12 protein-coding genes are annotated in these 14320 nt (G+C 65.5%); 2 read left to right on the plus strand and 10 right to left on the minus strand.

Features of this window, described 5'->3' with window-relative positions; genetic code table 11:
* Positions 1-108: 108 nt before the first annotated feature.
* The 3 genes from AC6I21_RS09785 to AC6I21_RS09795 form a co-directional block, all read right to left on the minus strand.
* On the minus strand, positions 109-1350 hold the full coding sequence (locus tag AC6I21_RS09785; protein ID WP_138177541.1) for a CpaE/TadZ family protein: 1242 nt from the start codon (positions 1348-1350) through the stop codon (positions 109-111).
* Positions 1347-2021, minus strand: a complete 675-nt coding sequence (locus AC6I21_RS09790) for a hypothetical protein (RefSeq protein ID WP_497762302.1) — start codon at positions 2019-2021, stop codon at positions 1347-1349. The genes AC6I21_RS09785 and AC6I21_RS09790 overlap by 4 nt, the downstream gene beginning before the upstream one ends.
* A 114-nt stretch (positions 2022-2135) precedes the next feature.
* Positions 2136-2693: a hypothetical protein gene (locus AC6I21_RS09795; protein WP_421013900.1), complete on the minus strand. Its 558-nt coding sequence runs from the start codon at positions 2691-2693 to the stop codon at positions 2136-2138.
* A 119-nt stretch (positions 2694-2812) separates the two neighbouring features.
* On the opposite strand from AC6I21_RS09795, the gene AC6I21_RS09800 reads away from it, so the two are divergent.
* Together AC6I21_RS09800 and AC6I21_RS09805 are read left to right on the plus strand one after the other, a co-directional pair.
* Positions 2813-3553: a LysM peptidoglycan-binding domain-containing protein gene (locus tag AC6I21_RS09800; protein ID WP_497762303.1), complete on the plus strand. Its 741-nt coding sequence runs from the start codon at positions 2813-2815 to the stop codon at positions 3551-3553.
* 51 nt (positions 3554-3604) lie between these two features.
* Complete coding sequence (locus AC6I21_RS09805; protein WP_054820954.1) at positions 3605-4123, plus strand: Rv3235 family protein; 519 nt, start codon at positions 3605-3607, stop codon at positions 4121-4123.
* A gap of 1 nt (position 4124) precedes the next feature.
* Here AC6I21_RS09805 and secA read toward each other — a convergent pair whose 3' ends face one another.
* The 7 genes from secA to mtrA form a co-directional block, all read right to left on the minus strand.
* Positions 4125-6809, minus strand: a complete 2685-nt coding sequence (gene secA, locus AC6I21_RS09810) for a preprotein translocase subunit SecA (protein ID WP_497762304.1) — start codon at positions 6807-6809, stop codon at positions 4125-4127.
* 135 nt (positions 6810-6944) lie between these two features.
* Positions 6945-8141, minus strand: a complete 1197-nt coding sequence (locus tag AC6I21_RS09815) for a winged helix-turn-helix domain-containing protein (protein ID WP_497762305.1) — start codon at positions 8139-8141, stop codon at positions 6945-6947.
* 6 nt (positions 8142-8147) lie between these two features.
* Positions 8148-8846 (minus strand): ribosome hibernation-promoting factor, HPF/YfiA family, encoded by a 699-nt coding sequence (gene hpf, locus AC6I21_RS09820; RefSeq protein WP_138177527.1) that lies wholly within the window; start codon positions 8844-8846, stop codon positions 8148-8150.
* Between the two features lie 184 nt (positions 8847-9030).
* Positions 9031-9810 (minus strand): ComF family protein, encoded by a 780-nt coding sequence (locus tag AC6I21_RS09825; RefSeq protein ID WP_497762306.1) that lies wholly within the window; start codon positions 9808-9810, stop codon positions 9031-9033.
* 60 nt (positions 9811-9870) lie between these two features.
* Positions 9871-11610: an LpqB family beta-propeller domain-containing protein gene (locus tag AC6I21_RS09830; RefSeq protein WP_497762307.1), complete on the minus strand. Its 1740-nt coding sequence runs from the start codon at positions 11608-11610 to the stop codon at positions 9871-9873.
* 38 nt (positions 11611-11648) lie between these two features.
* Complete coding sequence (gene mtrB, locus AC6I21_RS09835) at positions 11649-13520, minus strand: MtrAB system histidine kinase MtrB (protein WP_446753382.1); 1872 nt, start codon at positions 13518-13520, stop codon at positions 11649-11651.
* The gene (gene mtrA, locus AC6I21_RS09840) at positions 13517-14197 is read right to left on the minus strand and encodes an MtrAB system response regulator MtrA (RefSeq protein ID WP_138177519.1); all 681 of its coding nucleotides are present in this window, start codon (positions 14195-14197) and stop codon (positions 13517-13519) included. Before mtrA ends, mtrB begins: the two co-directional genes overlap by 4 nt.
* Positions 14198-14320: the final 123 nt, after the last annotated feature.

The raw sequence follows: 14320 nt of genomic DNA on the forward strand, positions 1-14320 counted from the left end.
CCGATTCCGACGAGTTCAACTGAACGCCTCCAAGAGTGAAGATCAACGATTCGCCCCATTGCGAATGCACGATGTCTACCAGCCTATCGCGTTTTTCCCGCCGTTTTCCTACACTCTCTCGCGCCCCGGCTTCGGGTTCGGTGTGGTTGCCCGAAATGGTAGTTTCTTGCCGGCCAGGGCGCGGATTTCTGAGCGTAGTGCGCAACGTGGCGCCAACTCCAACAATGAGCTTCCGGCCAGCACCGCAGCCTGGCAAACCGAGTGGTCATCAGGCAAAAATCCGAGGATGGGATAGGAGGGCCCGAAGCGCTCCCAGGCCTCCGAAATGCCGCGGCGCGGGGCCCTGCCGGAGGAAGCCGAGCCGACCTTGTTGAACAGGATCCGCAACTGTGGGTGAAGCTGCGCCTCGGCCAGTTCATCCAGGGCCCGGATGGCCCGGGGAATGCCCACACTGTTCGCGGCCACGACCATGATCACCTCGTCGGAAAAGCGCAATGCCTCCACGCTGACCCCGTTGCGCTGCGGGGCGTAGGTGTCGAAGCTGAGCTGTTCGTCGGTTTCCACCGGGGCGGCCACGTCCAGGATGACCCGGTCATGGTGTTCCTTCAGTACCGCCACGGCCCGGCGCAGCGAGGCGGCCCGCACCTCGGGCCAACGACTGGCGCGCGGGATTCCGCTGGCCACCTTCAAGGTGGAGGATCCGACCTGGATTGTGGTCAACACCGCTTCAAGGCGGGCAGCATCGAAGTGCCCGGTGTCCACAACCCGGCACAACTGTGCCACCGCTGCCGCCTCATCGAGCATTCCCAGCTGGATGGCCAGGGATGAGGCGTAGGTATCGGCATCGATGAGGACCACCGATTCGCCGGCGGCTGCCGCCTCCACCGCGAAATTCAGCGCCAGCGTGCTGCGCCCCGGGGAGCCGGCCCCACTCCAGAAGGTGCTCACCCTTCCCGGTTCGCGCCCTGACTCCGCTCCCATTAGGCCCTGGCCCAGGGCGCCGCCAGAGGGCCGGTCCAGCTCCCGCTCGCGCAGCCCCTGGGCGATCAGGGTTTCCAGTTCGGCGGCGCTGCCGCTGGGGGCGGCGGAAATCACCCCGGGGATCGGGGAGACCTCGGTGTCCAGCAGCACCAGCACCACGTCACGTTCCTGCACGTAGTCGACCTGCTCCATGGCCGGCATCAGGCCCGGTTCGGCAACCAGCAGCACGTCCACCCGATTGGAGGTGCAGGCCGCAACCGCCTCGGGGATCTCCTGGCAGACCCGCACCACCATCAGCTCCCCGCGGTAGCTCTCGATCCGGCGCACCAGATCGGGGTCTTGGCCAAGGACCACCACCGAGATGCTCATGAGGATTCACCGGCCGGGTTGTACACCACAATGATCCGTGATTCATTGGCCAATGCCTGCAACAGGGGTTCAAGATAGGCCGGTTCCACCAGCAGCTCCAGGTTGACGGCACTCTGCCCGACCAGACCGGCGGCCCGTTCGGTGCGTGCCGAAACTTCCACGAGGTTCGCCAGCAGTTCCGGGGTTCCATAGCTGGCGGTACCCGGCTCCCGCTGGGCGATCCACACGTCGACCCTGCTGCCGGGGGTGATGGCCGGGGACAGGTCCACCGGCAGATCAATGTTGATGGGCCGTCGCGAACCCAGTTCACTGCGGGTGACGAAGTCCTGGGCGATCAGCTGCCCGGAGCCGATGAAGGTGTTCGCCCGCGCATCCAGCAGGTGCTGCGCCTCGGCCGGCACATAGTGCTGCATGGAGTCCCCCAGCTGCACGTGGGCAACTTCCAGGTTCTCTTCACCCAGCGGCTCACCCAGCGTGATGTCCTGCTTGGCCACATACACCGCTGTGCGCTCATCCATGGAGTTGACCAGCACTACGGTGCCGGTCACGGCGGCCGCCACCAGCAGCAGGCCCAGCAGCAGCCGCGGTTCCTTCCATCTGGCACGGCGCACCCGGGGGCTGACCGGTACCGGCTGGTGCTTGCTGCGCGCCTCGGCAACCACGGCGTTCACCTCATTTGAGAACCTGCATGTTGTGCGGTGAGCCTAATGGAAGAACGGGCAACTGTGAAGGGGCGAATCCAGGATTGTGGATTTCGTGGGCGCTGGCAGGAACCTGGCGGGGCCTCAGTGCCGGTGTTCCAGCATCAACCAGCCCAGCGCGGTGTGCGGGATGAGCAGTTCGGAGGTAATGCTGCGCGGGCGGGCATATTCGTCCCGCGCGTGGGTGCCTAGCACGATGAAGTCCTGGGCTGCCTGCAGTAGTGTCCCCTCCCCCAGGAGTTGGCCATCAATTCCGTGCACCTGGACCGGGTTCCGGTCGCGTAGCAGGGCACGCAACACCGCCGCGAATCTTGCGGCCGCAAGTTTCACCGTCTCGCTGTGCGCGGAAGGCTTGGGCGGCAGGGCTACCGTCTGCACGGCGGCGGCGCGGATGAGCCAGCGGGTCGCGGACTCTTCCAGGCACAGGTAGTCATTGCCAACCGGCCCCAGCCGTGCCGTGAGTTCCTCGCCCCCGGCCAGCCGGAGCGACAAGGGCCGGCCCTGGCAGGTCAGCAGCCGTTCGGCCAGTGTCTGCCGCGCCTGCTCCACCCGAACCGATTCGGCGATTTCCGCTCGCAGGTCTTCTGCCAGCTGTGCCTGCAGCTGGGATTCAAGATCCGCAAACAAGGATTCCCATCGCATGACCACACCCTACGGGCCTCCACAATTTTCAACAAGAGCCTTCCCTTAATCAGCTTCAAGTGTCATTATCTTATTCAAATAACATCAAACGCTATCAAACAACAAAGGATGTGGTTGGGATGTGGCAGAAACGGCTGGCTGCCTCGCTGGTAACCGTGGCTGTGGCGGCGGCGCTGATCAGCCTGCTCTGGCTGCATCGGATGCTCTCTGGCGTTGAGCCGCAACGGTGGAGCAGCTGGCACCTGCCCGTCTCCTGCGGCCTGTTCCTGCGCGCACTGACCTTGTTCCTCATTGGCTACCTGCTCTGGCTCTGCCTGGGCTGGCTCGCGCACTTGCTCTCACGCACGGCGGCCCGTCGAGGTCATCAGCGCTTGGCGCTGATGCTGGGAAGGGTGGGTCCGCGGTTTTTGCGACGCCTCTACATTTCCGGGCTGGGGGTTGGACTGGTGACCGCCATGCCGCTGGGGACCGCTGCCGTGGCCGCTCAGGCCGTGGCCGCTCAGTCCGCCGCCAATACCATTCCCGGTCCCGGCTTCCCTGTCGGTGCAGGGACATCGGATGACCAGAGGGAACCGGGCGTACCGGTGCCCACCTGGAACGCGCAGCGCACCGCAATTCCCCTCGGCCGCACCCTGGGTACTCCCCCGGACGCGGCGCAGTCCCGGCCCGTGGTGCAGGAAGTGATTATCCGGCACGGGGACACCCTGTGGGACATCGCCCGGACCCGGCTGGGCGAAAGCGCTTCCATCGGTGACGTGGCCGCCTACTGGCCACGCATCCATCAACGCAACCGGGACGTGATCGGTGCCGATCCGGATCTTCTACAGGTCGGCATGGTGCTGCACCTGCCCACACCCTGATACCCAGATCGCCCCGGCCCCACGGGTTGATCATCTTGAAAGGTCATCGCCATGTCCACCACCACCCTCCACCCCAGCGTCACCTCGGTGAGCTGGTTGCAACGACCCGCTGCTCACCTGACGGTGCGCCTGCAGGGCCCGGCGTTGCCACATCCGACGCGCCATCAAAGCCCGCAGGCCATTGCCAAACCCATGAACTGGATCTTCCACCGGGCTCCGGCACCGCGTACCGGCAGAATGGCCGCGGTCCAGCTGTGCCACGCCGTGGCCCGTGCCGTCTTCGAGGTGCTTTCCGGGTACCGCAGCATCCGCCAGCTCAATTTCGCGATGGAGCCAGGCTGTGTTGAAAAGATTAAACGGCAGATGCTCATCGAGACCCGCAATTTCACCACCACCGCGCAGCCGGGAACCACCCACGGCTGTGTGCGCACCATCCGGATGGAGCAAACCCAGTCCGGGGCCTATGAATGCGCTGCGGTTCTGGCCTTTAAGCACCGCGTCCGTGCCGTGGCTCTTCGAATCGAGCCCTGGCACGGACGCTGGCAGGTGACGGAACTGGAAGTGCTCTAGGTCAGCGGCGCTTCTTGTTCTTCTTGGACTTTCCGGTCCCAGCCCCGGCAGCGGCCTTGGGCTTGGAGGACTTGGCCTGCTCGCGGGTGGTGCTGGCCTCCCCGTCCTCATCCGGTCCGGTGAACTGCAGGTTCTGCGGTTGCGCCGGAGTGCCCAGCGCCTCGCCGATCGCCTCCGGTTCCTTCTGCCCGGCGGGCAGTTCCAGGTGGAACAGGGTGCCGATGGAATCCTCGCGGATGCCTTCCATCATGGTCTGGAACATGGTGTAGCCCTCGCGCTGGTATTCCACCAGCGGGTCACGCTGTGCCATGGCACGCAGCCCGATGCCCTCCTTGAGGTAATCCATCTCGTACAGGTGTTCCTGCCATTTGCGTCCAATGGTCGAGAGCACGACGCGACGCTCCAGTTCGCGCATGGTCTGCGAACCGACCGCCTCTTCGCGGGCCTGGTACTGCAGGCGTGCATCGGAGAGGACTTCCTGCTCAATGAACGCCGGGGTCAGGTGGGAGACGCCGCCGGCTTCCTCGGCCACCTCATCAACGGTCAGCGAGATGGGGTAGAGCTGCTTGAAGTTGGTCCACAACTGGCGCAGATCCCAGTCATCCGGGTTGCCGGACTGGGTGGCTTCGACAACCATCGCCTTGACGACGTCCTCCAGGAAGTGCTCCACCTTCTCGTGGATGTCATCGCCTTCCAGGATGCGGCGGCGGTCGGTGTAGATCGCCTCGCGCTGGCGGTTCATCACGTCGTCGTACTTCAGCACGTTCTTGCGCTGTTCGGCGTTGACGCCTTCAACCTGAGCCTGGGCGGATTCAATGGCCTTGGAGACCATCTTGGATTCCAGGGCCACGTCATCGGGCATCGAGGGATTGTTCATGATCCGCTCGGCCATGCCGGAATTGAAGCGGCGCATCAGGTCATCGGTCATCGACAGGTAGAAGCGGGATTCACCCGGGTCGCCCTGGCGCCCGGCACGACCGCGCAGCTGGTTGTCGATGCGCCGCGACTCGTGGCGTTCGGTGCCCAGCACGTACAGTCCGCCCAGCTCGGCGACTTCCTTGGCTTCGCGGGCCACGGTTTCCTTGGCCTTGGCGAACACCTCGTCCCATTCGGCCTCGTACTGTTCGGAGTTCTCCTGCGGGTCCAGTCCGCGGCGTTCCATTTCGGCCACCGCGATGAACTCGGCGTTGCCGCCGAGCATGATGTCGGTACCGCGCCCAGCCATGTTGGTGGCCACGGTGACGCCGCCCTTCTTACCGGCCATCGCCACGATGGCCGCTTCACGGGCGTGGTTCTTGGCGTTGAGCACCTCATGACGCACACCCTGCTTGGCCAACAGCCGGGAAAGGTATTCGCTCTTTTCCACGCTGGTGGTGCCCACCAGGATCGGCTGGCCGCTCTGGTGGCGTTCGGCGATGTCGGCGACGACGGCGTCGAACTTGGCGATCTCGTTCTTGTAGATCAAATCCGACTTGTCTTCGCGGATCGCCGGACGGTTCGTGGGAATTTCCACCACGCCGAGCTTGTAGGTGCCCATGAACTCGGCCGCCTCGGTCTGGGCGGTGCCGGTCATGCCCGAGATCTTCTCGTACATGCGGAAATAGTTCTGCAGGGTGATCGTGGCCAGGGTCTGGTTCTCGGCCTTGATCTGCACGCCTTCCTTGGCCTCGATGGCCTGGTGCATGCCCTCGGAGTAGCGTCGTCCAGGCAGGGCACGGCCGGTGTGTTCGTCCACGATCATGACCTCGCCGTTGACCACGACGTAGTCCTTGTCGCGCTTGAACAGCTCCTTGGCCTTGATGGCGTTGTTCAAAAAGCCGATCAGCGGCGTGTTGGCCGCCTCGTAGAGGTTGTCGATGCCCAGGTAGTCCTCGATCTTCTCGATGCCCGGCTCCAGCACACCCACGGTGCGCTTCTTCTCATCGATCTCGTAATCGGATTCGCGCTCCAGGCGGGTGACCATCTTGGAGAATTCGGTGTACCAGCGGTTGACATCGCCTGAGGCCTGGCCGGAAATGATCAGCGGGGTACGGGCCTCGTCGATCAGGATGGAGTCGACTTCATCGACGATGACGAAGTGGTGTTCGCGCTGGACCAGTTCTTCCTTGCTCCAGGCCATGTTGTCGCGCAGGTAGTCGAAGCCGAACTCGTTGTTGGTGCCATAGGTGATGTCCGCGGCGTACTGCTTGCGGCGCTTGGCAGGATCCATGTTGGCCAGGATGCACCCGGTGCTCATGCCCAAAAAGCGGAAGACGCGGCCCATCAGGTCGGACTGGTATTCGGCCAGGAAGTCGTTGACGGTCACCACGTGCACGCCGCGGCCGGTCAGGGCGTTGAGATAGGCCGGTGCGGTGGCGACCAGGGTCTTACCTTCACCGGTGCGCATTTCGGCGATGTTGCCCAGGTGCAGGGCGGCACCGCCCATCAGCTGGACATCGAAGTGGCGCATCCCGAGTACGCGGTCGGCGGCTTCACGCACCGCGGCGAAGGCTTCGGGAAGCAGCGAATCCAGGGTCTCGCCTTCGGCGTACCGTGCCCGGAACTTATCGGTTTCCCCGCGCAGTTCCTCATCGGACATGTCGCGAAATTCGCCTTCCAACGCATTGATTGCGTCGGCGTAGACCCGCAGCTTCTTCAGGGTCTTCTTGTCGCCGGTACGCAGAATACGTTCTAGCAATGATGCCACGTGGTAGCTCCCAATATCTCAAGCACAGTAAATTCTGGCGGTTTACAGTCTACGTGAGTAATTTGAACTGCAAACTCATTTCAGACCGAGGCCTGGTGTTTCGCGGACAACCGCCATGGGCTGCACAGCAGCCGCTCAGTTCCCACGGTAACCGATGAGAGTCCAAGCCACCGTGCCATCAGCCACAGTTCGGCGTCGGTCCCCTGCAACACCGATTCGGTGGGGGCCGCTTCGAAATGCACGGATTTCACCTGCAGCTCCCCCGAGCTTGCGGTCCGCCTTCAGATCCACCCGGCCCACCAGGTCGTCGCCGTGCAGGATGGGAAAGACGTAATAGCCGTACCGGCGTTTGGGTTCGGGCACATAAATCTCGATGCGGTAATGGAATCCGAACAGCTTCTGCAGTCGGCGCCGGTTGAAGATCATGGAGTCAAACGGCGAAAGGATGCGGGTGGTACGTGACCGGCGGGAGGCAATCACCAGCCCGGGGCGCAGGTAGAAGTCTTCGGTGAGCGATTCAACCCGGCAGCGTTGCAGCTCACCGGCATGCAACAGTTCGTGGACCATCGTTTTGACCGGGGCGGCGGGGAGCCGGAAATACTCGCTGACGCAGTGCAGGCTGGCCACCCCCAACGCGTCCACGGCGGCGAGCACCAGGCGCCGCAGGGATTCCTGCGCCGAATGGGCTGGCTCCAGGTACTGTGCCTGGATGACGGTGCTGGCCGGGGCGAAGCGCCGTTCAAAGTGCTGGTTGCGCCCCAGCGAGAGAATCCGGGTTTGCCAGAACAGTGATTCGGTGACCAGTTTCGTGTCGTTCCAGTTCCATCCCCAGTGGTCCTTGTCCGTCGTGGCCGGGATATCCAGGGCCTGGCTGATTTGGCGGGCAGAGGAGCCGGGGTTGGAGTCCAGGAATTCCAGGACCGGGGCGACCAGCTGGTGCTGTTCGGGGGTGAAGCGGTGGGAGGCGTCGGCCCAGTGCCGCGGACGCCAGCGCCGCAGGTCCCCCACCAGGTCGCTGCGCACGTAGCTGGCTTCGTGGGACCAGTACTCGGTGACCGGGCTGGCCGCTCCGGCCACCAGCCGGTCCAATTGGGTGCGGCTGTAGTCCCCGAGCCGGGCGAACACCGGCTGGTAGTGGGCGCGGGCCACGACGTTGACCGAGTCGATTTGGGTTTGCGCGATCTGCTGGTAGACCTGCAGGATTTTTGCCCGTCCGCTGCGTGCGGGGCTACGTGTCCCGGACAGGCCTTGGGCGGCCACGGCGATCCGTCGAGCCTGTTGCAGGCTCAGGTCGCTGTGGCCGCCCATGGTCATAATGACGTGGTGTTCCACCGCCTGCTAGGCGTCGGTGGACACTTCGGAGTCACGGTAGCCGCGGACCTCGGTCGGCAGCTCATCGTCTTCGTTCAGTGACGGATCCAGGGTGAGCACGCCGTACTGGTACTGGTGGCGGCGGTACACCACCGAATGTGACCCGTTGGCTTCGTCGATGAACAGGTAGAACGGGTGACCCACCAGTTCCATGCGGTCCACGGCGTCGTCGATGCTCATGACCTCGGCAGGGAAGACCTTGCGGCGAATCACCACCGGGGTGTACTGCGAATCCTCGCTGTTTTGCGCGGCTTCCTCGGCGGCCTGGTTTTCCATGGCCTGTTCGACCAGGGTCTTTCCGGCGCCTATCGTCGGCAAGCCGCTGGTGGCCTGGTGGACGGCGACCGGGGTGTGATTCCCGCGGTGCACCTTCTGCTTGTCCCGCGCCTTGCGCAGGCGCTCCAGCAGCTTGGAGAAGGCCACGTCGAATGCTGCGAACTTTTCTGCGCCGGTGGCTTCGGCGCGAATCGCCGGTCCTCGGCCAACCACGGTCAATTCCACGGACAAGGCGGTGGATTGGTTGCGGGCGTGGGGTTCCTTCACGACTTTGACGTCGATCCGCTGCACCTTGTTGGTCAGTTGCTCGATCTTGACCATTTTCTCGTCCACGTATTCGCGGAAACGATCGGAAACGGTGACGTTACGGCCGCTGTAGTTCAGCTCCATGGTGTCCTCCAAAATAGAGTCGGGTGACACAACAATCCAGGGATTTTCCAGCCCCTGGACTGAAGATGGGCCTTACGCTGCATCTGCGATGCAACCCATACTTCACCATATGCCACTTCGTGTGGATTCCACTACTTACTGCCCAGATTTCTTATCGCGTTCAGCGAAACCGACGCTTCAGCGGCTACTTCGTTTCGGTGCTCGGTGGCGGTGTCAAGGCCAGGGCGATCGCTCCAATCACCCGGTACCCGGCCGCCCGGCAGGCGTTTGCCGCGGCGATGAGGGTGGCGCCCGTCGTGACCACGTCATCCACCAGCAGCACCTGCTGTCCCGGCCGGGCGGCGTCGAAGGCGTACAGTGCCCCACCGCTGCTGCGCCGCTGGGAGCGGCTCTTGCCCTTCTGGGCCCCGGCAGGACGCAGGGAGAACCGGTGACGCAGGATCGGCCGGCAGCTCAGCCGGGCGGGGATCAGCCCGTCGGCCTGGGCCCGGCACAGGATTCGTTGCACCGGCCAGTATCCGCGCCGGGTCCGGGCGGCCGGTGAGGAGGGAACCGGCACCAGCCACACCTGCTCCCCCGGAACGCACGGTGGGCTCAGCGCGGCGGCGACGGCCGCCAGGTAGGGCGCGAACTGCGCGGCGAGGAATACCCGCTGGCGGTTCTTGAACGCCAGGATCGCCTGGGCCAGCTCGTTGGCGTAGAGACCGGCGGCGCAGACCAGGAACAGTTCCCGGTGCTGGGGCAGTTCCAGCCGGCAGCGCAGTGCCGGGCCCAGCGGAGGCAAATGCAGCTGGGCGACCAGTTGCCGGGCACACCGCGGGCAGAGCCGGTGATCGGGGGCTTGGCACAGTGCGCAGCTGGTGGGCAGCAGCAGGGCTGCAAGCTCGCGCAGGCCAAAGGCGGCGGCGCGCGCCGGGGTCAAGGACAGGGCCCGGTCCACCCAGGCCGCCAACGGGGAACCCATGGCGCCCAGTGTGCATTGCCCGGGCACGGCAGGTGCCAGCACGGCGGCCGGTTGGGGATGCTAGCCGGGGTAGGACACGTCGGCGGCGAAGTCATCAAGCTTGCGCCAGGTGTTGCCCACCCGGGTGTGCAGGTCCTCCGGGGTTCCGGCGTAGACCGGGCGGCGATCGCCGGGGCCGGCGGCCAGGGACACCATGCCCAGCAGCGGGGAGAACGGTTCGGAGCCCGAGGAGAAGGTCAGCAGCTCGGCTTCCACCGATTCGGTGCGGCTGAACCTGGCCACGATGATGGACTGGTCCGAGTTCCACAGCGCGGTGTTCACCGGAACACTGGGGAAGATCTCCATCGGATGCTCACTCAGTCCCCGGGGCACCCCATCGGCGTCGCGCACCACGCCGCTGACCAGAACCCGGGTCTGTGAACCATCACGCACCACCAGCAGCGCCCGGGCCCCGTCCCGGGAAATCCGCAGCGACTGCACCTGTTGGCCCTTGAGCCAGTCCACGCTGATCGGCCGGGTTTCCCCGGAGACCGCCGGATCGGCGGGGGCCACCAGGATGGGGGTCTTGGCGGAATTACCCGCGGTCCAGGTCCACCCGGCCACATCCATGGAGGGGCGCAGCAAATTGGTGCCGGTGGCGACCTGGCGGACCCGGCCGTTTTCATCCACGGTCATCAGTGCGCTGCGTTTGCCGTTCAGGAACGCGTAGCGGTTGCCCACCGGCGACATCGCCGGGTCGCGGGGCGAGTATTCGGACAGGTCCGGCACCCCGCCCACCGGGATCACGCTGCCGCCCTTGACGTAGACCAAGGACCCCTCGTCGATGCCGATCAGCGTGTCCGGGGTGCTGGGGTTGCGTTCGGCCTTCTCGAATTCCGGCGGCACCTGTTCCAGGTTTACGTCCGCTTCCTCGGACTGCATCTGCACGCGTTCCACGGAGGTCAGTTCGTCCAGCGAGGCGACCAGCTGCTGCTGCATCAGCTGCTTGGCCAGGTCGGTGCTGTCCACGAAGGTCTCGGCGTTCAGGTCCACCGTGGCGGTGCCGTCCTTGACCGGGACCGCCGGGCGCACCAGGGAGCTGGCCGAGGAGAACGCGGAGACGACCGCGTTTTCCAGGTAGGGGGCCGGGCCCTCCAGCAGGGCCTCGACCACGGAGGTCGCCGCACCGCTGCGGGAGGAGAACCAGCGGATGTCCGGGACCAGGTACTTGTAGCTGGCGTCGTAGAAGTACAGGGTGCGCGGGGTGAAGATCCGCTCGAAGAAGCTGCTTTCGAGCATGATCCCGTCCGGGGCCTTGGAGATGCGCCATTCCCCGTCGATTTCGCTGAGCTCCACGTCCACCGCCCGGGTGGAATGGGAGGGGTATTCGGTGCGGATCCCGTTCGCGTCGACCTCGGCGGTGATTTCCAGCTGGATGGTGTAGCGGTTTTCCGCCCCCGCCTCGATGATCGAGCTGGCGTCGTACACCAGGGTGCGGCTGCTGCCCTTCCAGGCGTTTTGCAGCTGCGGGGTCATGAACTCGCGCGCCACCGCGTAGTCCTGGGCCAGGGACACCCCGGCCTCTAAGAAGCCCTCCACGATGCCGCGCGGGCTGGAGCCCGGCTGCGGTCCCAGCGCGTCAAAGCTGTAGTTCTCATCGCTTTCATCATCGGGCTGGGACTGGATCTGCTGGACCGGGGAGGAACGCGGGATGGAGGCGCAGCCGCTGAGCACCAGCACCCCGGCCAGGGCCAGGACCAGGGCGTGCAGCAGCCGGGCCGGACCCAGTGCGAAGCGCAGCCGGGCGACGGGGAACCTCAAGGTGCCCCTCGGCCGCGGGGTGCGGGGTGCCGGTGTGCTCATGACTGATCCCCCGCATCCGGGTTGGCGGCGCCGGGCAGGTCCCTGCCCGGCTTGTCGGTGCCGGGCCGTTCACTGCCCGGTTTCTGGGTGCCAAAGGCCCCGCGCGGGTCGATGACGTCATCGTCCAGCGGTTCATCCAGCAGCAGCGGCACGAAGCCGATCTTGGGCAGCTCCCCGGTCAGCGGGAAGTGTTCCGGGATTCCGGCGGCACCCAAATCCGGCAGCACGGTGGGCTCCAACGGCAGCGGTGAGCTGGAGATCGTGTGCCCGGCGGTACGGGGCAGGGTCAACCGGAAGTTCGAACCGACCCCCTCCTCCCCCCAGGCCTCCAGGCGTCCACCGTGCAGCGCGGTGTCCTCCTTGGCGATGGCCAGCCCCAGCCCGGAGCCGCCGGTGGTGCGCTTGCGGGCCGGATCGGCGCGCCAGAAGCGGTCAAAGACGTGGGAGGCTGCCTCGGCGCTCATCCCGATGCCGTGGTCGCGCACCGAGATCGCCACCGCGTCCTCATCCTGGCCGATGCTGATGTCGATCGGGTTGCCCTCCCCGTGTTCGGCGGCGTTGAGCACCAGGTTGCGCAGGATCCGCTCGACCCGCCGCGGGTCCACTTCGGCCACGCAGCCCTCGGCGGGGGCCGAGAGGCGCAGCACCGAACCGTATTCGTCGGCGACCGGGGTGGCGGTGTCGATGACCTTGCGGGCGATCACGTTCAGGTCCGTGGATTCACGGTCCAGCACCGCCACCCCGGCATCGAAGCGGGAGACCTCCAGCAGGTCATTGAGCAGGTTCTGGAAGCGTTCGATCTGGTTGTACATCAGTTCGGCCGAACGCGAGGTCAGCGGGTCGAAGGACTCCCGGGCATCATGGATCACCTCGGCGGCCATGCGCACCGTGGTCAACGGGGTGCGCAGTTCATGGGACACGTCCGAGACGAAGCGCTGCTGCATTGCCGAGAGCTGGTTCAGCTGGGTGATCTGGTCCTGCAGGGAGGCGGCCATGTGGTTGAAGGCGGTGCCCAGGCGGGCGACCTCGTCCTCGCCGATCACCCGCATGCGCCGGTCCAGGTCCCCGGCGGCGATCCGCTCCGAGACGTAGGCGGCGTCGGCGACCGGGCGCACCACGGTGCGGCTGACCGACCAGGAGATCACCCCGACCACCAGCAGCAGGATCATGCCGGTGAGCACCATGGCGCGGTTGATGAATTCCAGGGTGCTTTGCACGCTGGAGAGGTCATAGACCAGGTAGAGGCCGTATTCCCGGCCCGGGGGCAGCAGCACCTTGGTGCCGAAGATGATCCCCGGCGCCTGGCTGCCGGCGGTGGGGATCTCCACCGAACGCCAGTAGATCCCCGAATCGTTCATGACCCGTTCGGACAGGTCCGCCGGGATGATCCGGCTGGTCAGCTGCCCGGAGGCGGTGGGGGCCACATAGATGTTCTCATCGCCCGGGAAGGGCATCAGCACGAAGTCGCGCACCACGCTGGCCCCGTCGCCCTCCAGGGTGCTTAGCGTGCTGTTGACCAGCGACTGGGTGGAGACCCGGTCGGTGGTGGCCGCGGATTCGAAGATGGACCGGGCCTGGGACAGCCCGCGCTCGGACTCGGTGGCGACCTGATTGAAGCGCTCGGTGAACAGGGTGCTGGCGATCTGATTTGACAGGAACGCCCCGGCCGCCAGCAGCGCCAGGGAGGAAAACAGCAGCGTGGAGGCCACGGTGCGGTACATCAGGTGGCGGTTCCAGCGTCGGCGCACCGCCGCCAGCGGACGGCGCAGCCACAGCCGCAGCCGGTAGAAGGGTGGGGCCTTGGGAACCGCCGAGTCGCGCACGTCGACCGGGACAAGTTCGCTTCCGGTCGTGGTGCGCTGACTCAACTTGCCGATCCCGCCTTGTAGCCGACGCCGCGCACGGTCTGGATGATCGTGGGCTTCTCCGGGTCCTTCTCAATCTTCGACCGCAGCCGCTGCACGTGCACGTTCACCAGCCGGGTGTCCGCCGCATGGCGGTAGCCCCACACGGCCTCCAGCAGCTGTTCGCGGCTGAAGACCTGCCAGGGCTTGCGGGCCATGGTGACCAGCAGGTCAAATTCCAGGGGGGTCAGCGACAGCACGCTCTGCCCGCGGGTGACCCGGTGGCCGGCCACGTCGATGGTCACATCGGCCACGTTCAGCATTTCCGGGGCGTGGGTTTCGGCCGGGCGCAGCCGGGCCCGCACCCGGGCGACCAGTTCGGCCGGCTTGAAGGGCTTGGGCACGTAGTCATCGGCCCCGGACTCCAGCCCGCGCACCACGTCGGCGGTGTCGGACTTGGCGGTGAGCATCACAATGGGGACATCGGATTCGCCGCGGATCTGCTTGCACACCTCAATGCCGTCGATGCCCGGCAGCATCAGATCCAGCAGGACCAGGTCGGGGTTCGCCTCGCGGAAGGCCTCCAGCGCGCCGGAACCGTCGTAGCAGAACACCGGGTCGAACCCGTCGTTTTGCAGCACGATGCCGATCATCTCCGACAGCGCCTCGTCGTCATCGACGACCAGGATCTTAGCCTTCATACATTTCCCCCTGAATAGCGACAAGCCGGCTACTGGCGCGGCCCAGCGAAACGGCAGGCAGCAAACTTACCCGCTGCTCTTTAAGATACATGAGTTCCGGGGCCTTTCTCCCGGTCAGGGCGC

It is taken from the genome of Glutamicibacter sp. St.4D3 (assembly GCF_059728615.1).

Bases quoted from the DNA above. Each gene is read 5' to 3' on its own strand.
- hpf (WP_138177527.1), bottom strand. From the start codon at position 8,846: ATGGAGCTGAACTACAGCGGCCGTAACGTCACCGTTTCCGATCGTTTC.
- AC6I21_RS09785 (WP_138177541.1), bottom strand. From the start codon at position 1,350: ATGAGCATCTCGGTGGTGGTCCTTGGCCAAGACCCCGATCTGGTGCGC.
- AC6I21_RS09825 (WP_497762306.1), bottom strand. From the start codon at position 9,810: ATGGGTTCCCCGTTGGCGGCCTGGGTGGACCGGGCCCTGTCCTTGACC.
- AC6I21_RS09800 (WP_497762303.1), top strand. From the start codon at position 2,813: ATGTGGCAGAAACGGCTGGCTGCCTCGCTGGTAACCGTGGCTGTGGCG.
- AC6I21_RS09805 (WP_054820954.1), top strand. From the start codon at position 3,605: ATGTCCACCACCACCCTCCACCCCAGCGTCACCTCGGTGAGCTGGTTG.
- mtrA (WP_138177519.1), bottom strand. From the start codon at position 14,197: ATGAAGGCTAAGATCCTGGTCGTCGATGACGACGAGGCGCTGTCGGAG.
- AC6I21_RS09795 (WP_421013900.1), bottom strand. From the start codon at position 2,693: ATGCGATGGGAATCCTTGTTTGCGGATCTTGAATCCCAGCTGCAGGCA.